This window comes from Vibrio diazotrophicus, assembly GCF_038452265.1.
Classification (GTDB): Bacteria; Pseudomonadota; Gammaproteobacteria; order Enterobacterales; family Vibrionaceae; genus Vibrio; species Vibrio diazotrophicus.
Genome location: NZ_CP151842.1, coordinates 2,627,712 through 2,648,485 on the forward strand (window position 1 = coordinate 2,627,712; position 20,774 = coordinate 2,648,485).

The 20,774-nt window shown below is 45.6% G+C and carries 14 protein-coding genes; 6 read left to right on the forward strand and 8 right to left on the reverse strand.

What is annotated here, in order from left to right:
* Positions 1–27: 27 nt before the first annotated feature.
* Positions 28–1,449, reverse strand: a complete 1,422-nt coding sequence (locus AAGA51_RS12125) for an MDR family MFS transporter (protein WP_042480230.1) — start codon at positions 1,447–1,449, stop codon at positions 28–30.
* Between the two features lie 610 nt (positions 1,450–2,059).
* Between AAGA51_RS12125 and AAGA51_RS12130 the strand changes: the two genes are divergently transcribed.
* The 4 genes from AAGA51_RS12130 to csdA all read left to right on the forward strand — a co-directional run bounded on the left by AAGA51_RS12130 (position 2,060) and on the right by csdA (position 5,713).
* Complete coding sequence (locus AAGA51_RS12130) at positions 2,060–2,902, forward strand: outer membrane protein OmpK (RefSeq protein WP_042480233.1); 843 nt, start codon at positions 2,060–2,062, stop codon at positions 2,900–2,902.
* A gap of 113 nt (positions 2,903–3,015) precedes the next feature.
* On the forward strand, positions 3,016–3,909 hold the full coding sequence (gene panE, locus AAGA51_RS12135; protein ID WP_042480236.1) for a 2-dehydropantoate 2-reductase: 894 nt from the start codon (positions 3,016–3,018) through the stop codon (positions 3,907–3,909).
* Positions 3,902–4,501: a DJ-1 family glyoxalase III gene (locus AAGA51_RS12140; protein WP_042480239.1), complete on the forward strand. Its 600-nt coding sequence runs from the start codon at positions 3,902–3,904 to the stop codon at positions 4,499–4,501. The genes panE and AAGA51_RS12140 overlap by 8 nt, the downstream gene beginning before the upstream one ends.
* Positions 4,502–5,713: a cysteine desulfurase CsdA gene (gene csdA, locus AAGA51_RS12145; protein ID WP_042480242.1), complete on the forward strand. Its 1,212-nt coding sequence runs from the start codon at positions 4,502–4,504 to the stop codon at positions 5,711–5,713.
* A 245-nt stretch (positions 5,714–5,958) separates the two neighbouring features.
* Here csdA and csdE read toward each other — a convergent pair whose 3' ends face one another.
* The 4 genes from csdE to AAGA51_RS12165 all read right to left on the reverse strand — a co-directional run bounded on the left by csdE (position 5,959) and on the right by AAGA51_RS12165 (position 9,010).
* On the reverse strand, positions 5,959–6,387 hold the full coding sequence (csdE, locus tag AAGA51_RS12150; protein ID WP_042480245.1) for a cysteine desulfurase sulfur acceptor subunit CsdE: 429 nt from the start codon (positions 6,385–6,387) through the stop codon (positions 5,959–5,961).
* Between the two features lie 38 nt (positions 6,388–6,425).
* Complete coding sequence (tcdA, locus tag AAGA51_RS12155; RefSeq protein WP_042480247.1) at positions 6,426–7,235, reverse strand: tRNA cyclic N6-threonylcarbamoyladenosine(37) synthase TcdA; 810 nt, start codon at positions 7,233–7,235, stop codon at positions 6,426–6,428.
* A gap of 143 nt (positions 7,236–7,378) precedes the next feature.
* Entirely contained in the window at positions 7,379–8,482 is a 1,104-nt protein-coding gene (gene mltA, locus AAGA51_RS12160; protein ID WP_042480250.1) for a murein transglycosylase A, read from the reverse strand.
* A 75-nt stretch (positions 8,483–8,557) separates the two neighbouring features.
* Positions 8,558–9,010, reverse strand: a complete 453-nt coding sequence (locus tag AAGA51_RS12165; RefSeq protein ID WP_042480252.1) for a DUF2850 domain-containing protein — start codon at positions 9,008–9,010, stop codon at positions 8,558–8,560.
* Positions 9,011–9,166: 156 nt separating this feature from the next.
* Between AAGA51_RS12165 and argA the strand changes: the two genes are divergently transcribed.
* Positions 9,167–10,504, forward strand: a complete 1,338-nt coding sequence (gene argA / locus AAGA51_RS12170) for an amino-acid N-acetyltransferase (RefSeq protein ID WP_042480258.1) — start codon at positions 9,167–9,169, stop codon at positions 10,502–10,504.
* A 337-nt stretch (positions 10,505–10,841) separates the two neighbouring features.
* Positions 10,842–11,021: a hypothetical protein gene (locus AAGA51_RS12175; protein WP_081878637.1), complete on the forward strand. Its 180-nt coding sequence runs from the start codon at positions 10,842–10,844 to the stop codon at positions 11,019–11,021.
* A 110-nt stretch (positions 11,022–11,131) separates the two neighbouring features.
* Here the strand turns inward: AAGA51_RS12175 and recD are convergent, their stop codons facing one another.
* The 3 genes from recD to recC all read right to left on the reverse strand — a co-directional run bounded on the left by recD (position 11,132) and on the right by recC (position 20,718).
* Complete coding sequence (recD, locus tag AAGA51_RS12180) at positions 11,132–13,297, reverse strand: exodeoxyribonuclease V subunit alpha (RefSeq protein ID WP_042480260.1); 2,166 nt, start codon at positions 13,295–13,297, stop codon at positions 11,132–11,134.
* A complete protein-coding gene (recB, locus tag AAGA51_RS12185) occupies positions 13,294–16,914 on the reverse strand; it encodes an exodeoxyribonuclease V subunit beta (protein ID WP_042480262.1) in 3,621 nt (1,206 codons plus the stop codon). Before recB ends, recD begins: the two co-directional genes overlap by 4 nt.
* A gap of 327 nt (positions 16,915–17,241) precedes the next feature.
* Positions 17,242–20,718 (reverse strand): exodeoxyribonuclease V subunit gamma, encoded by a 3,477-nt coding sequence (recC, locus tag AAGA51_RS12190; RefSeq protein WP_042480264.1) that lies wholly within the window; start codon positions 20,716–20,718, stop codon positions 17,242–17,244.
* Positions 20,719–20,774: the final 56 nt, after the last annotated feature.

A 20,774-nucleotide genomic window follows, 5' to 3' on the forward strand; every position in this document is an offset into this window, starting at 1 on the left:
AAGGTTCCCTCTTGTTTACTCACTGAGTTATTCGTAGTCATCTAAATGAATGCGCGGTGCTCTTGCGGCATTCACCGCGCAGATAAGAGCAAGAGTCCCTGCGAGCAAAAAACCCGTCTGGAAAGCATTAGAAATCACAGGCTGCGGTGTATTGAGTAACTCACTGAGTGAGCCTTCTGCACTGAAATTCGGAATCAGTGAGTAAATTAATGTACCAAACACCGCTGTCCCTACAGAAGCACCGACAGAACGGCTTAGCGATCCCATTGATGTGATTCGGCCTAAATTTTCTTTTCCAGCAATGGTCTGAATTTGCAGTTGAGTCGACGGCATAACCGTTCCGAATCCCAATCCACATAAGCAACCAAATAAACTCACAACATAAGGCCCGAAATCAAACATCGCCAATGAGAAAAATGCCAGACAGCTTAACGACATGCCCATCACCGGCATCCATTTAGGGATAGCCGTTTTGGCGATAACCTTACCTGTAATATAAGAACCACTAATCATTCCCGCAGACAACGGCATCAACAGTAGTCCAGCAGTCGCAGCCGAAGTGTTAAGGCCCACCTGAAGATAAATTGGTAAGAAGAACACTAATGAAAACAAGCACGCTGCAAATAAGAAGGTGGAAGTCAGTGGAATATAGATTTCTTTTTGCACTAATAGCCGCAAAGGAAGAAACGAGTGAGAAACCCTTTTCTGCTGCACGACAAACACAACTAGCAAGACAGCGAAAGTGGCCAACAACGTTATGCTGGTTGAGGAACTCCACGAAAAGTAATGCCCACCAGCAGACAACCAATAAATAATTGCAGTCATCATGCTTGGAAATAGTATTAATCCAAAGAAATCTATTGGCTTTTTCTCGGCTTTACGGCTGACTTGCTCCAGTTTTGCTAAACGATACAGTGCAAATCCAATTAGGGGTAAGTTAAACCAAAACAACCAATGCCAAGTTAAATAGGTCACCACAACGCCGCCAAGCACGGGGCCACAGATACTGGATAAAGCAAACAAAGAGGCAAAATAACCTTGGAACTTTGCTCTTTGTCTGGGCGGAACATATTCACTAATCAAAGCTTGAGACAGGCTCATTAAGCCGCCACTCCCTAGCCCCTGAACAATTCGGCCAAACACTAAACCGTGCATACTCACTGCTAACGCGCAAACAACAGAACCAACGGCAAAAATGCAGAGCGCAATCATCAGCATCTTTTTACGACCATACTGATCACCAAGCCAACCATACACAGGTACGGAAGCCGCACCCGCAAGCATATAACCAATTGCAATCCAAGATGAAAGCTGAATATTACCCAGATCTCTGACCATAACGGGTGTTGCTGTTGCTAGCAGTGTTTGATCGATAGCCGCCAAAAACATCGGCAAAAAGACTGTGGTAAAGATGGTAAGAAAGGTTTTCTTATCTATCGGCTCCGCCATGGTATTCCTTCATTGATAACCAGTGCCAACATCATACACTGAAATAGCGTTTTATTAATCTGATAGCACGCAATGAGTTCATTTCGAACTTTGACATAAGCCACTGTATAAAAAGATTAAACCAACAAATTTAATAAAAATAACTTGCGAAAATTAATTTTAAATGAACAAAGAAACTCTTTCATTTCCTTCCTAGATTGATCACAAAAAATGCTTAATAAACTCGGTCAAAAAGACAAACGAAAAACGCCAACACTCATATAAAACAAGGCTTACAAAACAAGTTTAATACCAACCATAAACCAACTGAATATTTAGCAACACATCATCTTTCAAGCTTTATTAACAAAACATGTTGGTTAATCGATCTGCTTCAAAAACAACAATTGAAAAATTTAAGTGATAAAAATCACATTAAAAATGCAACAAAATGAAATACAAATTTAGTTCATTTTTTATTTAAATTAATTAGATCTAACTCACAATGTTTATCCACTTTTGCAACTTTTCTCACTTTCAATTGAGATTTAAATCGCTATTATGCACCCAAATTGGACAGGCGGTAATCAAGCCGCTCCTGAATTGATACAAAACATAGAGAGTTACCCTTATGCGTAAATCACTTCTTACTCTTGGCCTATTAGCAGCAACTTCTGCTCCAGTTATGGCTGCTGATTACTCAGATGGCGACATCCACAAAAACGATTACAAGTTCCTACAGTTCAACTTAATGGGTGCTTTTAACGAATTACCTCGCTCTTCTGATACAGGTCATGACTACTTAGAAATGGAGTTTGGTGGTCGTTCAGGAATCTTCGATCTTTACGGTTATGTTGATGTTTTCAACCTTACAAGTAACCCAGGTAGCGACAAAGACGGCGCTGATAAAATCTTTATGAAGTTCGCGCCTCGTATGTCTCTAGACGCAGTAACAGGAACAGACCTATCTTTTGGTCCAGTTCAAGAGCTATACCTAGCAACGCTAATGGAATGGGGCGGTGGCGGTGCGACAAACTGCAACGACGATAAAAGTGTTTGTCTAGAAGGTGAGACGACAAACTCTCAGAAAGTTGGTCTAGGTTCTGATGTTATGGTTCCTTGGTTCGGTAAAATGGGCTTGAACCTGTACGGTACTTACGACTCTAACAAGAAAGACTGGAACGGTTACCAAATCTCTGTGAACTGGTTTAAGCCTTTCTTCTTCTTTGAAAACGGTTCATTTATTTCTTACCAAGGTTACATTGATTACCAATTTGGTATGAATGACGATATTAAAGAACTTAACACGACAAATGGTGGTGCTATGTTCAACGGTATCTACTGGCACTCAGACCGCTTCGCTCTAGGTTACGGTCTTAAAGGCTACAAAGATGTCTACGGCCTAAAAGACGGCGGTTGGGCTGGTAAAACAACTGGCTTTGGTCACTACATCTCAGCAACTTACAAATTCTAATATTTGAAGTCTAAATTGCTCGAAAGGCGCCGATTGGCGCCTTTTTTATTGCTTTCCCAGTCCTGCTCATTATCCTTAGCCGCAGAGATTATCTAGCGGTGGTTTAGGGAAATATGAATATCGTCATTGTTGGTCCGGGTGCAATTGGCAGCCTATGGGCGTACAAGCTGCATCAGGCTGGACACAAGGTTTCCTTGTGGGGCACTAAACAAAACCAACAATGGATGTTGGCGGCGGATGATTCCCCTGAAATTCTATTTAGCTATAACCAACCACAGACTCTTATCAATGCGGATCTTTTACTGATCACAGTAAAAGCATGGCAGGTTGAAACCGCCATAACTCCACTCCTACCCCATGTGAACAAAGATGCCATTTTGCTTTTTATACACAATGGTATGGGTGCTGTAGATAACATCGTAGAGCTGATATTCGAATATCCGGTTGTCATCGCCACCACGACCCACGGCGCACTTAAAGTCGACGCTCATCATGTAAAACACACGGGAATTGGCCAAACTCAGCTTGGCGCTTTCAACGAAAAGGGCAGCCAGTGTACCTTTCTGGTTGATGTGTTGAACCACGCTTTACCGACAGTATCGTGGAACCCGAACATACAGTTTGCTCTGTGGAATAAATTAGCCATCAACTGCGCAATCAATCCCCTGACAGCCATTCACCAATGTCTGAATGGTGCACTAGAAGAAGACAGATTTCGACCGACACTGGACGCTGTCATTGACGAGTTAGTGTCTGTGATGCAAGCAGAAGAGATTCCCGTCGACAGGAACCAACTGACAACCAACATTGACAATGTCATTCGCGCCACAGCAGCGAATAAATCATCAATGCATCAAGATATTTTCTATCGTCGTCAAACCGAGATAGACTTCATTACAGGCTACCTTGTACGTAAAGCTCAACAACATGGCATAGAAGTGCCAGCCAATAGTGAGTTGTACAAGCAAATCCAATTATTAGAAAAAAACGGAAAACATCATGACTAAACGCATACTTGTTCCTATCGCTCCGGGTACGGAGGAAATGGAAGCGGTAACCATCATTGATATTCTGGTACGTGCTGGCTATCAGGTCGTGGTTGCGAGTGCCGATTTTGAAGGCAAACTCACCATGAAGGCGTCTCGTGGCGTGACTTTAACAGCCGATTGTAAGTTGGTTGATATCGCAGATGAAGAGTTCGACGCTGTTGTTCTACCGGGCGGCGTGCAAGGCTCCGAGAACTTCCGCGACAGCACCGTTTTGGTTGAAATCATCAAGCAACAAAAATACGACGGACGCCTAGTTGCTGCTATCTGCGCTGCGCCGGCAGTCGTTCTAATTCATCATGATCTTTTCCCTAGTGCGTTAATGACAGGCCACCCGAATTTTAAAGACCATATTCCTGAAGATTTATGGCGCAACCGTCGCGTCACTTACGATGTGAACAACAACCTTCTCACCAGCCAAGGTCCAGGTTCAGCGTTAGAGTTTTCTATTGAAATTATTGCCCTGCTTTCTGGCAAAGCGTTAGCTCGTGAAATTGCTCTTCCAATGGTTCCAGTGCCACAGCTGAACTATGAAAAATACGGTGAGGCATAAATGCTGGATATCAACGGCATTCGTGCGCAATTTCCAGCCCTGTCTCAGAACGTCAATAATGAACCCTTGGTGTATCTCGATAGCGCAGCAACCACTCAGAAACCTCAAGTCGTCATTGATGCGATTACTCATTACTACAGCGCGCAGAATGCCAATGTGCATCGTGGTAGTCACAGCTTAACTGCGCACGCCACCAGCCAATTTGAAGCAGCAAGAGATAATGTCGCTCAATTTATTGGGGCGAAGAGCAGTAAGAGTATTATCTGGACTCGCGGCGCGACTGAAGCGCTGAATCTCATCGCTCAAACCTACGCAAGAAATACGCTCAAGGTCGGTGATGAAATACTGATTAGTGAGATGGAACATCACGCGAACATCGTGCCTTGGCAAATCGTCGCCCAACAAACAGGTGCGACGATTGTAAAAGTACCAATGACGCAAGATGGCGAATTCGATTTGGCGGCGTTTCATCAGTTGCTGACCACTAACACCAAAATCGTCGCATTAGCTCATATCACTAATGTGACTGGCTGCCGTCAACCGATTGAGGAAGTGATTCAAGCGTCTCACGATAAAGGGGCGGTTGTCGTTGTCGATGGCGCTCAAGGCATAGTGCATGAAAAAGTGGACGTCTCTGCATTAGACGCGGATTTCTACGTATTCTCTGGTCACAAACTTTATGCTCCAGCGGGTATTGGAGTTCTTTACGGAAAATTAGCTCTGCTAGAGGCGATGCCACCTTGGCACGGTGGTGGAAAAATGGTCGAGAAAGTATCATTCTCTGGCACCACTTTCTCAGGCTTACCTGGCAAATTTGAAGCGGGTACTCCAAACGTAGCCGGAGCGATTGCTTTGAGCTGTGCAATTGACTGGTATGAGAGCTTTGATAGAAATGCCATCGAAGATCATATTCATCAGCTCCAACACAAAACTTATCAGGCGTTAAGTGCGATTGATGACATTCGTGTATTGGGCTACCAAAGTAACGCCAGCGTCTTAAGTATTGTTATGGATGGTGTTCATCATCAGGACTTAGCGACTTTGCTTGACCAACAAGGTATTGCGGTTCGCGCAGGACATCATTGCGCCCATCCTTTGATGGAAGCGTTTGGTGTAAAAGGAACCGTGAGAATTTCGTTTGGTATCTACAATACGGATGAGGATGTCGAACGCTTAATTGCAGCTATCGAAAAAGCTGTAGACATACTGTAAGTCCGCCGCTTTTAGCTGTTTCTTTGCCTTATTCCTCCATTCAATTGGAACTATGTTCAGCTATTGCCAGACAGGACGTCTGGCAAAGTGTTGACGGACACAGGATGTGGCCTTCAACACGGTAGCTCGAAACAGAGTGGAAATTGGATGAAAGAGAGGAATATCGGCAAACGGGCTTTTTGGTGACTTTTTTGCCTGTAGAAAAAAGTCACATAGCCACGACAGTGGCTATCAATAAATGAAACCTAAACAGCGATCTCTTTTACTTTATCGATGATAGCCTTCAACCCATTCCCTCTGGAAGGACTCAAATGCGTGATGAGCCCGAGCTGTTCGAAGTATCCATCCACATCGAAATCTTGGATCTGTTGTGACGTTTTGCCTTCAAAAGCAGCCATCACTAGGGCAATCAGTCCACGTACGATACGAGCATCGGAATCAGCGCAGAAATGCCAGATACCCTCTTCTTGCTGGCTAACCAACCAGACTAAGCTTTCACATCCCGAAACCGTTACTTGTTCACTTTTCAGTTCTTCTGGCATCACAGGTAGCTTTTTGCCCCACTGAATCACCTGACGGTAGCGGTCTTCCCAGCCGTTAAACTGTTGCATGGTCTGCACTATATCTTCGCTGGTGATTTTGCTACCAAATGGAGTGGTGGGAAAAGTCTGCATAATAAGCTCCGGTGTTACTTCAGTTACTTTTACGTAAGCTACTTACTGTGTTTCTGAATGATTTTTTCTACGATACGCGCAACGGCTACAAAGCCGAATGTTGCGGTAACGACGGTAGCAGCACCAAAACCAGACGCACAATCCATACGTTTAGGACCTTCTGCGGTCGATTTGGTCGCACATACTGAACCATCCGCTTGTGGATACTTGAGATGTTCTGTCGAGAAAACACAGTCGATACCAAACTTACGCGCCGGATTGGTCGGGAAATTATGGTGCTGACGCAGACGATCTTTAATCTTCTTCGCCAAAGGATCTTGAATGGTTTTGGTCAGATCAGCCACTTTGATTTGTGTAGGGTCGGTTTGACCACCCGCGCCGCCAATCGTAATGACTTTGATCTTGTTGCTACGACAATAAGCAAGCAAAGAGGCTTTTGCCTTCACACTGTCAATCGCATCCAACACATAGTCATAATCTTTGGTCAGATACTCATGCTGGTTGTCAGGCGTGATGAAATCATCAATCAAATTAACTTTGCACTCAGGGTTAATTAGCTTAACCCGTTCTGCCATCACTTCAATTTTGCTCTGACCAACAGTACCAGACATAGCATGAATTTGACGGTTAATGTTGGTCACACAAACATCATCCATATCAATCAGCGTCAGTTCACCAATACCTGTTCTTGCCAACGCTTCAACAGCCCATGAACCCACACCGCCAATACCAATAACACATACGTGCGCTGCACGCAGGATATCGACTTCGCTATTGCCATACAGTCGACGAGTACCGCCGAATCGTTGGTTAAAGCTATCTGAGGCTGGAGTATCGAGTTCACGCATGACAACAATCCAAATTAAAGAGGGTTCAAAAAGAAAGAGTGCGATTTATACGCACTCTTAATATAAATGTCCAGACCATCACATCCAAACTCCGCCAAACTTATTGGCGTTGCAGGGCAGACGATAAGTTGCTGGCTGAAAAGTTATTCCAATTTTTCGGGTGGTAATGCCCAAGGCGCCTGCAGTGGCGAGTTCTCAAGACCTAACTTCCAAACACGGCCAAAGTGTTTGTAGTGCCCTGCTTCAGTACCCGCTCTCGGTCCCATACCATGATAAAGGTCGAGATGGTTCTGTTTTACCGCGCCACCTGTGTCTAACACAATCAGCAAACGTAATTGGTGAGCGCCAGACCAAGTGCCATCTGCATTCAACAAAGGCACTTCCGCCAAAATAGGTGTTCCCATCGGAAACAGAGTGCGATCGCCCGCTACCGAAGCCATTGGTAATAAAGGAATACCTGCCGTCCCCGTTACAGGTGCAGCCGCTCTTGGTTGGAAAAAGACATAAGAAGGGTTCTGTTCCAGAAGCTCTTTCACTGTTGCTTCATCATTCGAGTGCGCCCACTCATTGATGGCTTTAAGCGACATCTTTTCCCGTTCAACCAATCCTCGCTCAATCAGCACTTTGCCAATGCTGATGTAAGCCTTGTTATTTTTACCTGCATAAGCGAAGTATTCTAAAGTGTCATCGTCACCAAAGTGCACAAAGCCACTGCCCTGCACTTCCATAATAAAAGGATCAATTCGGTTTGCCGCATATCCTAGCTCAAGCCCTTGTCCATCAAGTGCGCCATCGTAAATTTGCGCTCGTGTCGGACACTCAATCTCACACTTAGGCATGCTGTGAACAGGATACTTAAATGTTTCGTCTGGAGTATGACGCAGCTCTATCACCGGAGAAAAATACCCTGTGAACAACACATTACCTTTACTATCACCGCCGCCTAACTGAGCAGACTGGATACCAAACTGAGAGAGCTGAGTGGTATCGCCACTTTCTATTACCCACTCGTTGAGCTTTTCATAGAGAGGGCCAAAGGTTTTAGCCATAGAAGGAGAGTTAACAACCACTTGCTCACTTTGCTTGGCAAATTCAGTAAAGTCGCGCGGTTTATTGGATTCCACCACATCCACTTTATTCAGTGTTCTGGCAAAAGGTTCGTCTAAGTATTGTTGCGCTCGGTCGGTCGGTTGAGCACAACCAAACAGAAGCGCCAAGCTGGCAAGAGAAAGAAGGCGTTTGTTCACTGAAGGCATCCCATATTGAATTCGACCGAAAGGATGACAAACTAACTACCGAAGCGCAATTGCGAAATTGTTAAATTAGTTTTTTCCTGACATTCGGAAAATGGGTTTGTAATGAGCGCTGGTTACTTGCTTCATTTCCGTATTCTCAGGGTTCGTCATTTGAAACTTGTATTCCTGCCCCGCCACCTTGAAGGTTAAATAATGTCCGTCGAAATCATACCGCGTGGTATAAACACGCCCTTCCATCGTAATACCGTCAGGACCAATTTCCAGCCTACGAGTTGAGTAATAAGCCACATCTTGCTCCACCCAGACTCCGTAAATCTCTTGTTTCGGCGCAAGGGTGCTTTTTATTCGATCAATCACATTTCCGTAAAGAATTGCCGCTACAATACTTCCCAAAACCAAGAGTAAGATTAGGAAGAGTTCCAACCGTTTTCTGTTTTTCACACCACTACCATTCGCGGCAGCGTCTGCTTGTGAATTATTAAACATTTGGTCTCGATTTAATTTTGCTGCTTTAGGCATCGTATCTCTTACTTAGAACTTATTTAAATCAACACTGCCAATACAGCGTTACAAAAAATAGTCGCGTTAACCTACTAAAAACCGCTTGCTCACGGGTGAATAAAAAGTCATTATTCAGACATATTTAAACAACCATAAACATAAAGAGTGCCATCAGTGAAAATTCGTAGTACCGCTCTTGTTAAAGGCTTTAGACAGTCAGCTCCCTATGTTAACGCTCACCGTGGAAAAACCATGGTTGTTATGGTGGGCGGTGAAGCGATTGCCGATAAAAATTTCGCGAATATTATTAGTGATCTAGCACTGCTACATAGTCTTGGTGTCAAAGTAGTGCTTGTTCACGGCGCGCGCCCACAGATAAATCAGATTTTAGAGACAAATAATCACACCACTCCGTATCACAAAGGCATTCGAATCACTGATGAAGAAGCTTTAGGCTTGGTTATGCAAGCAGCTGGTCAACTTCAACACGCGATTACAGCCCGTCTTTCTATGAGCTTAAACAACACGCCAATGGCCGGTACTCAGCTCAATGTGGTCAGCGGAAATTTTGTGATCTCTCAACCACTAGGTATAGATGATGGTGTCGATTATTGCCACAGCGGGAAAATTCGTCGAATTGATATCGATGGCATTAACCGTATGCTCGACCAAGGATCTATTGTCCTGCTAGGCCCAATTGCTAGTTCAGTCACTGGCGAATGTTTTAACTTGCTCTCAGAAGAAGTTGCGACACAAGTTGCGATAAGATTAAAAGCTGAAAAGCTGATCGGCTTCTGTTCTGAACAAGGCATCATGGACAGCGAAGGTAATTCAATTGCAGAACTGTACCCTGCTGAAGTGAATAACCTGATTGAAAAAATGGAAGCTGGAGACGATTCCAACGGCGAGGAAAGATCGGGCGCACTGCGTTTCTTAAAAGCAGCCGTGGCTGCTTGCCGAGCAGGTGTTCCTCGTAGCCATCTGGTCAGTTACAAAGAAGACGGAGCGTTAATCCAAGAACTGTTTTCTTTTGATGGTATCGGTACGCAAATTGTAAAAGCGAGTACCGAGCAGCTTCGCCAGGCACAGATCGATGATATCGGCGGTATTTTTGATCTGATTCGCCCACTGGAAGAACAAGGCATATTGGTGCGTCGTTCACGTGAGCAATTAGAGCAAGAGGTTCACAAATTCACCATCATTGAAAAAGATGGTTTGATCATTGGTTGCGCGGCTCTTTACCCTTACCCGGAAGAGGATATGGCAGAGATGGCGTGTGTGGCTATTCACACCGAATACCGCGATGGTGACCGTGGTGCTTTACTGCTTCGCCATATGAAACAACAAGCTAAACTGATGAATATAAATAAGTTATTTGTATTAACCACCCACAGCTTGCACTGGTTCAGAGAACAGGGGTTCATTGAGTACGGTGTCGATGCACTGCCTATGTCAAAACGTCAACTTTACAACTATCAGCGCCGCTCCAAAATTCTAATCCTCAAACTTTAATTGCATATACATAGTCAATTGATCGCAGATGCAGTATTTACATCTGCTATTGATTGAGTAGTTAGTATTTTACTTCGTTTTAATATGCTCATTAATTAATCACTTTTCATACGGTGGCGAGCTGTGTAAAATCTCGCCACTCGTGACATAGATCACTTAATTGGATTGAGCTGGACTTCTACCTAAGGGCTTAACTTAGGAAGAGCATGGATTGCATCAATGAGACCCCAATCTATCAATGAGCGCAGTTAGACAAAGGTAAAAAAGCCCAGTCAACGCCAGTGCAACGTTAGATAGCAAGGGGAAAATAACTTTATTGAAGAGCAAACTATATTATATGAAAACCGTAATTTGTAATTCGCTACAAAGCTTCTGGGATATGGCAGACCATAACTTCCTTGAAGGTCTAGACGTACATTGCGTGTTTCCCGTCAGTGACTACCTAAAAAGCTTTATCTTAGGCTCACAAACACGCTATAAGATCCGCAATATCACTTTTTCAAAAGCTGTTTGCTAACACCTTTTGTCGATTCGCTAGGCAGCCAAGGAAGGTTGCCAGAATCTCTGCCTACGTACTTATTAACTAAACATTAGTAACGACTCATTGTCTCAACCAGAACCGTGAAGTTACCCTTTTAAGCGTTCAACCAATCCACTCGCTCGTTCAGTCTTAAACTGAATACCTCGTTTCAGCACACCGATATCACAATACAAAGCCAGACGCTCTTTCGCTCTAGTAATACCTGTATAGATCAGTTCACGCGTCACTATCGGACTGTACTCTGGCGGTAAAATCATCGCGGTGAATTCAAACTCACTACCCTGTGATTTATGAATCGTCATGGCAAACGCGGTTTCATGTTGAGGAACTCGGCTTGGCAATACAGCTTTTACGCTACCATCAGGAAGCTCGAAATAGACCTTCAATCTTTGCTCGGCATCCTCTTCATCTCGCATACATATGCCTATGTCACCGTTATACAAACCAAGGGCGTGATCGTTCAGTGTCACCATTACAGGGCGACCGTGATACCAAAGCTCCTGTTGAGTCTTGATCAAATTACGAGCCGCCAAAGCACGCTCAATACGATGATTCAGCCCCACCACACCAAAGTCGCCTTCTCGCACAGCACATAGCAAGCGGCTTTGACTGAACGCTTTTAACACCGATTTTGCCTTATTCGCCATAGATTCCGACTCACTACTTTCAGCTTCTTGCTGTTCAATAGTACGTTTACCTGCGCGATGCAGATAGACGGAATAAGCATCCACCAAAGATTTGATCATCTGGTTATAGTTGTCGCTGCTTAACGGGTAGTGGTTAATATCCGAGAAATCTTGATTCCAGATTTCATCCACCTTCGCGGCTCTGCCGCTGTTTATCGCTTTCGCCAATTGTCCAATACCGGATCGGGCATCAAAACGGTAGCTCTTTTGCAGCATACATAAGCTATCTGCAACGCTGCTGTGCGAAGTCTTGGTGTGAGTAGATGAAACTGGATTGCCCAAGGAGTGGAAACCAGTCAGTTCAGAGAGCAACTTGCCTTGCGCGGCGCTGTATCCGTTATCAATAAATGAGCAGATATCACCCAACACCGCCCCCGCTTCAACGGAAGCAAGCTGGTCTTTGTCACCAAGTAAAATCAAACGTGCATGGCTAGGCAGTGCATCAACCAGTTTGACCATCATGGACAGATCCACCATGGAAGCTTCATCCACCACCAGCACATCTAAGTGCAGCAGGTTTTTGCTGTGATGACGAAACTCAGCACTGCCCGGAATAGCGCCAAGCAAGCGATGAATGGTGCTGGATGTGGTTGGAATAGCGGACTTTAATTCCGGCTCTACAGCTAAACTTTCTACCGCTTTACCAATAGATTCGGTTAAGCGTGCTGCCGCCTTACCTGTTGGTGCGACCAACTTAATATTCGGTGTATGACCTTGCTGCTGCGATTGGCGAATTAAAGCCGCGAGCAATTTGGTGACCGTCGTAGTTTTACCGGTTCCCGGTCCTCCGGAAATGACCGCAAAGCGACGAGTCAAAGCCACTGCTGCTGCTACTTTCTGCCAGTTTAAACAGCAGCTCGCTGGAACAAGCGTATCCAGCGGTTGAAGATCTTCCATTCGCTGAACGCTGGTGAGCACGGCATCAATTGCAGTCCAGTCCAGTTGACCATCGTCGACCACATCAAGGAAATCACACACCATTCGCTGACGACTGACCTGAGAAGTCTCAATGCTTTTCAAAGCTTTAAAAAGAAAGCGGTAGTCGCGTTCAAATAACACATCGAGCAGCTCCCTGAGTTTTTGAGCTTGAATAGGCTTTTGTACATCAGTAGGCTTTAAGATCATCGGTGACCCAAAGCTCTGTAATCTGTGAGCAAGAGTGACTTCATAATGCCAGTAACGATGCAAATAGAGCCTCTGCCCATCAAACATCAGCGGAACCGCTTCCCCTTGCAAGCCAACCAGCTTTGAGTTTGGCAGAATTCGATTCCAATCCGCATTTACCCAAAGAGGATTCACCGCTAAAGCCGCTTCGCCATACAAACCCAGTTTGGCAGACAGATCAACGCTGCTGCCGTAACTGTCCCACAGAGCTAGACAAATATTGCCATTGCCCAGTTCCGCGCTGACGGCTGCCACCAATAAAAGAAAGGCACTTTTTTCCTCTGCACTCAACTCGTCGCTAGACAAAAGCGAAGCGACAAAACGAGCAAACTGGTAATCAAGCTGGCGAATACTGCCCTGCTTAGCCAAACGCGCTAACACTTCCAAAGCTTGTGTGCTCATAATCCTAGCTCCATTTGCCCAGCAGAGTTTGTGCGTTCATCCGGCTCTTTACCTTGTATTAATAAATCCAGTTCTTCTAACATTGCTTGGCTTGGTTTTGCATTGAAAATACCGTGCTGCGCTTTGCCATCCATACCGCGCAGGAACAGATAGTAAACACCACCGAAGTGTTTGTTGTAGTCATAGTCCGCTAAGCGACTTTGTAAAAAGCGGTGCAACGCTAATGCATACAACTGATATTGCAGATCGTATCTGTGTTCTGCCATTGCTGAAGCCAAGTGTTCACCGTGGTAAGCCTCGACTTCATTGCCTAAATGATTCGATTTCCAGTCCAGAACATAGTATTTGCCTTCATGCTCAAACACTAAGTCGATAAAGCCTTTCAGCATCCCCTGAACGGTGTAGAACCCCAGATCACCAGCTTTGGCAGAAAGAGGATCATGGCGTTGAACCACACGGTTTAAGGCCGGTGCGGTGAGCACTTCAATCGGCAACAAAAATTCCATCTCAACCAATCTCTGATGAGGCTGTTTTTGGTTAAGCAGTAACTTTTTACCATCTAGCGGAGTCGCCAACACATCGTTCACCAGCTTTTGGATCACAGGTAACCATTCCATCTCTAACTGTTCTAGTTCCAGCAGATGACTGATGATTTGCGTGTTGTGTTCGCTGGTTGCAGATTCAGTGAACTCAACCTCTTCAAACACGGTGTGCAAGAAAGTACCGGGGCGCGCGCCTCGCGGAAAAGTGAAAATGGTTCGTTCTATTTCCGTCTCTGTCAGGTCATCGTGTTCGTCCGCAGAATCCACATCGAAACCCGCAATCTCAATTGTTGCGTCATGTTCTTTTTGATGACTGCCCTGCTTCACCAAACCCGAGTAACTGGTAATACGCCAAAAACGGTCAATCTCACTTTGCAGCTCCTTGGCCTTAAGAGCTGGTAGTGTTTGTTCTGACGGCGTAAATACGGTGTCATGTGCTTCTGGAGGCGAAGTAACAGAGACAGAAGATAAGTGTTTTGCATGGTTTTGAACGGACTGGGTCAGGAGATCAATCCCCCCTTCCTGCCCGTTTTGCAGCAGATAGCCGATAGCGCTGTGATGAACACCTGTTGGCTCTTTGGTTGAGCGCCCATTACGTAGAGGGGCAACACCGATAAAACAGCCATAAACCGAGCGGGTTAATGCCACATAAATCAAACGCAAATCTTCCGCTAAACGTTCTTTGTCTGCCTGTTGCAGAGCCTGTTTATCACCAGTGATATCCAGCAGAGTTTCACCGCTGGCAGTGTCGTAAAACTTACCTTCGCTCGCTTCTCGATAGCTGACCACAAACGGCAAAAACACCAACTCATATTCCAAACCTTTGGATTTGTGGATGGTAACGATCTGCACCAGATTTCTTTCTGACTCCAAACGTTGAATCGCTTCGTCATTGCCCCCCATGCCTTGCTCGGCATCGGTGATCGTTTGAGCCAACCAACGTAACAAGCCGTGGTCACTATCGATATCTTGAGTGGCTTGTTGCAACAGTTCGCTGATGTGCATGAAATCGGTAAGATTTCGCTCTCCATCTGGCTCTTCCAGCCAACGTTCTGCAATATGACGAAGGCTTAAAACAGATCGAAGCATTGGCAGCACGCCACGCTCAAGCCAAAGCTGTCGATACTGCTTAAACTCGTTAACGGCTTTTTCCCACTCGTTTTCATCGTTATTGAGTGCATCAAGCTGCTTCGAATTCAGCGCAAACAATGGCGATGCTAAAGCCGCGCGTAGCGCTCTGTCATTTTCAGGAGTAAGCACGGCTTGAAGTAAACGTTGAATATCTTGAGCAATAGAACTGGTAAACACGCTATCACGGTTAGACAGATACACACTGGCAATACCTTGTTTCGCCAGTGCTTCTTTAATCATTCGCCCTTCATTACCCGTGCGAACCAGTACGGCAATGTCACCTGCTTGAATCGCTTTGTCTTTGCCACTACTAAAGTGGGCCTGACCTTGCTGCGCCGCCGTTAAAATGGTTTGAATCTGACTCGCTGTGGCCTGCGCCATAACATCCAAATAACTGCCTTTGGTTACTGGCGAACCTTCCGTTTCTTGCAACCAATAAGTCAATGCGGGTTGTTTTTCGCCGTTTAATAGCCACTCTTTTTTAGCGGCGTACGGGTTTGGTTTAACAGGCAAGAAAGGAATATCAGCATCATAAATAAACGGGCTGTCAGCCAGCTCAAATACTTGGTTAACCGCCTCTACCATATCGGCGCTTGAACGCCAGTTGGTTCCCAAGGTGTAATGGGCTGCAACCTGATTACGCGCTTTAATGTAGGTAAAAATGTCAGCGCCGCGGAAGGCGTAAATCGCCTGCTTAGGGTCACCGATCATAAACAAGCCACACTCAGGATTGTTCAGATAAATGCGGCTAAAAATGCTGTATTGCAGCGGATCGGTATCTTGGAATTCATCGATCATTGCCACCGGATAAAGATGGCGAATGCGCTCAGCTAATAACCCTTGCTCATCGCCGTCGATAGACGCAGACAGTTGACTCAACAGATCATCAAACGACAGCCACTGTTTGCTCGCTTTGGCTTTCGCCAACATAGCGCGGCAATGATGAATAGCGTGAGCAACTAAAGGCGCTTCAATCGTTATTGGCTCTGCTAAGAACTGTTCAATAACGTTAAAAATCTCAAGTTGAGGCGGATTACCTTTCTTAGATTTCTCTGCCAGTTTGCTTTGAGCAAACTCAGATAACGCTTCAGGCACCAGCAAATCATGAGTGGCTGAACTCGCCCACTGAGTGAGACTTTCGATACGTCTCAATAATGCATTTTGAGAGTTCTTATGCAGATCGGAGCCAGTAATACTTGGCTCAATATCCTCAAGCGCAACAAGCCATTGCTTCTTAATAGCATCAATTTTCAGCAGATTGTTTTTATGCAGTTCCGCCAGATCGCCGTCCATCATAGGTGTGGTCAGTGACAATGGAATACCCGATAAATAGCCACCAATTTTTTCTAACAGTGCAGCGGGAGACGACCACAAGCGTCGAACTTCGGCCGCCAAATTTAATGGCAAAGGATAGAACTGACGACGCCAGTAGTCGGCGACGACTTGTGCTTTCAGATGACTTTCATCGGTGACAAATTCATTGTTAAAGCGGCTGCCTGATTCAAAAGCATTTTGCGTCAGCATTCGTTGACAGAAACCATGAATGGTATAAACCGCCGCTTCATCCATCTGACGTTCAGCATCCAGCAGAAGCTTGGCTGCGTATGCGTGATCAGCAAAATCGTTGAGTAAAGGTTCAATCACGGGGTCGTCGCTGTGACCACGAGAGAAGGCTAATCGGGCATCATGAATACGCGCTCGGATACGGTCACGTAGTTCAGCGGTCGCAGCTTCAGTAAAGGTCACCACTAAGATTTGCTCAACGGTTAAAGGTACTTGATGGCGACTTTCTTCACTTCCATGTCCCAGCAACAGGCGCAAATAGAGCCCAGCAATGGTGAAGGTTTTACCTGTACCCGCAGAAGCTTCTATCAAACGCGCGCCATGCAGTGGAAACGTCATGGTCTCTAGTGGCGTTGCTACGATACTGGAAGGAAGATTCATTCGTTATTATGCCTTTCGTTAAACCAATAATTGTGTCGCAAAATTTATGTGATCTTGTTTAAGAATTTATATGTTGGTGAATGCAAGCGTCAGCGCTCAGATGGTTATGCGAGTAGCTTCACAGAACGCACCAACATGGAACATTACACTGCACCCACTTAATGCAAACTTAGTTTATAAAATAACCACTTATAGGTTATACAAACTATCCGTTTTAAAACGCTGCCTGCATTAACACCGAATTATGGTCCCTCTGACCTGTGGCCGTACAGCGAACGCCCTACACCAATAATGATTTTCTGGCGGCCACTTATTCCTGTACTTCTGTTACTCATTTGCACTACCCACCGCATCAGCACTATCCACTAACTGCAACCTAGGTGCTTGTAGCACTAAGCAGGAAAGTAGCCGTGCCTGCTGAGCAAGTTCGTCATTCCAAGTTGGCCAGATTCGTGCGATATACGCGTTGTTACCTTCACCCGTTGTGGCGTATCCGTCGTTAAAACATTCGGACATTTTTTTCAAAGATTTTTCTTCATCTTCTACCCATTTGCCACGGCTGAATCCGGCTTCAATACAGGCTAATGCCGTTTTCGGGAAATAGGCGATGGGTGATGTCATTCCCTGATAAAACAGGCGGATAAGCTCATCCAGCAACTGTTTGGCCAGCTCGCTGCTTTCAACCGGAGGCAGAATCTGGTGCACAACACCTTCTTTGCGATCATAACCAACCAAATGAGTTTTGCTGACAACGCCCATGGCAGCATGGCACAGGTGATCTATCCAAGCTGCCAGCAAATCTTGTGACCGAACGGAACCGCTACGATAACGAACTAAACCGGATTGGAAGCGCTTGGTTAACCATCCGGTCAACTGAACTGACTTAGACTCTCCCAGAACCTGACTGGTAATATTGACTTCAAAATCATCCAGAGGTGACTGACATAAGAAGTGGATTTTCTCTAACACCTCTTCGGTTTGAACGCGGTTTGCTTCAAACTCCAGTTCACCAAAAGCACCGACAGGCAATTTGCCCTGAGCACGTTGCTGTTGAATAAACTGCTGTAACCTTGCTTCTTTATCTGCCTGAACATCAACATTGAGCAACACATCAAGCAAACTATCGCGCAGCTGGTAGCTGTTCAAACCATCCAGCGCAAAAGGTTCATCATCTTCCATCACCGCTAGTGGCGGTTCAAAAACCACTTTTAAGCGACGATTGAAAAAATACTGCACCGGAAGTCGCCAAAAGCGTTGTAACTCAACCAAATCAAGTTCTAACGGATAACTCACATCCAGCAAATAATCATCCAGCGGTAAATTAAATTCACCACTTGGCGTGCCCTGACGCAACGCTGCTGGCAGCCATTCTTTGGCGTAACTACCCGCTTCACTTAAGAAAGTTTGTGGACTAAACGGCACCATAGTGTGAACAGTGGATATCTTATCCACCAGCTTTTTGCCTGAATCGTCACTTGGCAGCGCTTCATCACCCGTTAAACAATAGTTTTGCTGGCAGTATTCCAATAACTCACTCACCAGCACTGACGGTACGCGCTCAGTGTTATCTTGAATTGAGCGACCAACATAGCTGATATACAGACTTTGCTGCGCAGAGAGCATGGCTTCCAGAAACAGGTATCTGTCGTCGTCTCGGCGTGAACGGTCGCCTCGTCGAGTCCGGCCATTCATCAAATCGAAACCTTCTGGCGGCATAGAACGCGGATATACGCCGTCATTCATTCCCAACAAGCACACTGCTTTGAAAGGAATCGAACGCATTGGCATCAGGGTACAGAAGTTCACTTGTCCGGCGAGGAAGCGCTGACTCACGCGTGTACCCGACAGCTTGTTGGTGAGGTATTCACTGATGATTGCTGGCGCGATGTCTTCGTGATAACCGGCATCGGCCAATTGCTCTTTAAGGGAAACCAAAGTATCGCGAATGGATTTCAGCGCCATTTCACCATCCAGATCGACCGCGAAGAAATCATCAAGCAGGTTGCTGAGCACTTCTCGCCACTCATCAATCGCTTGGGTTTGAGCCAGCAACGTTCGGTAACGACTGACCGTTTCAACAAAGTGCGCCAGTTTACCTGCCAGCTCAGCGTTCATCCCTTGCACCTCGTTATAAGGAGCGTAAGCATGCTCGCCATGTTCAAACAGTGCTGTCGAAGCGGGCATCGCATAGCCCAATAGCATGCGAGAAAGACCAAATTGCCAAGTGTTCTGCTCTGTCTCTGGCAGTTCAAATTCTTGAGCGGTAGTGCCATTCAGACCCCAGCGAATACCAGACTCTTCCACCCAGCGTTTCGCCAGTTCAAACTCGCTGTCATCCAGCTCAAATCGGCTCATCATGGCAGGCGTTTCCAGTAGCTCTAGCAGCTCAGACGCCAAACAGCGTGAGTGCGGCAAATTCACCAACTGGATAAATGCATTTAAGATTGGACTCTCTTGATTCGCGGTTCGGTCAGAAATCGAATACGGGATAAAACGTTCACCGGGCGCATTACCAAACACAGCTTGAATATAGGGGCTGTAAGCGTTGATGTCCGCCACCATTACAATGACATCACGTGGTTTAAGCGTTGGATCGCGGTCAAACATGGCCAATAGCTCATCATGCAATACTTCCACTTCACGCATTGGGCTATGGCAAGCATGAATGGTTAGAGAGCGATCTTGGCTGTTGATGGTCGGTTTGTGAGTGCTGCTGTCAAGAATGTGATCATCTTGATGCTCTTCCAGATGCAGAATATCGGCTTGCAGCTGTTGCAACAACGTCTCGCGTGGAATATCGATAAACAGCTCATGCTCTTCATTATCATCTTGAGCCAACAAATAAAGGTTATCGCGCCCCAATTTTCCCATTGAAGCCAGCAAGCTATTGCCTACTGCGCTGCTGATATGCAGTTCATCTTCGGCAACATTGCTTTCAATATCGCCTTTGAGTGGCGATATTTCGCCCGTCACTGAAAGTGTATGTTCGTTCAGCGCTAACTGTTTGCGACGCTGGTTTTCGATTCGAGCCAGATATTTACGGTCTCGAATATCTCCCCAGTAATGCTGACAAGGGTTGGTAAACATAAGGTGCACATCGATGTGCTCGCCTAATGCTTTTAATGCATCCATATAACGTGGAGGCAAAGAGGAGATACCAAAGATAAACAGCCGCTTGGGCAATTTCTCTAACGGGACATGACCGTTCGCAAGAGCTTCAATAAAGCGTTGATATAAGTTTGCGCGGTGGTAATGCGATTGCTGCTGATGAATGACGGTGTAGTCGTAAAGCTTTTTCCACAATATCGGTTGCCACGGGTGCTCTTCACCAATCTCGTCAACCGTTTCGCCTTTCTCCCAAGCTTCAATCCAATCTGGTCGGTACACCAGATAGCCATCAAAAATATCAGCGATTTTTTCAGCCAGCTGATAGAGCTTAGACTGGTCTGCATCATCTTTGAGATAACTTTTCAGTGGTGAGAAAGCGTCCAACTCCAACTGAGTCGGTAACAACTCCATCAGTTTCCAGGTCATTGCCTCTTTGTTAAAGGCACTGCGCTTGGGAACATCCGGTAAAACATGGGTGAACATTTCCCAAATAAAGGTCGCTGGCAGCGGAAAATCGATGTTTGCCGCAACCCCGAGTTCCTGTGCCAAAGCCATTTTCAGCCACTGCGACATACCCGGACTTTGAACCAAGATTTGTTCTTTCTCAAATGGGTTTTCCAGAGGTGCAGCTTTGATTAAATGCACCAACAAGATTTTTAACGTATCGACTTTATTGGAATGGTAAACAGTAAACACAATTCACTCATGCAGTTCTCACCTAATAGCCGTTGAGATTAGCACAACTACCTGAA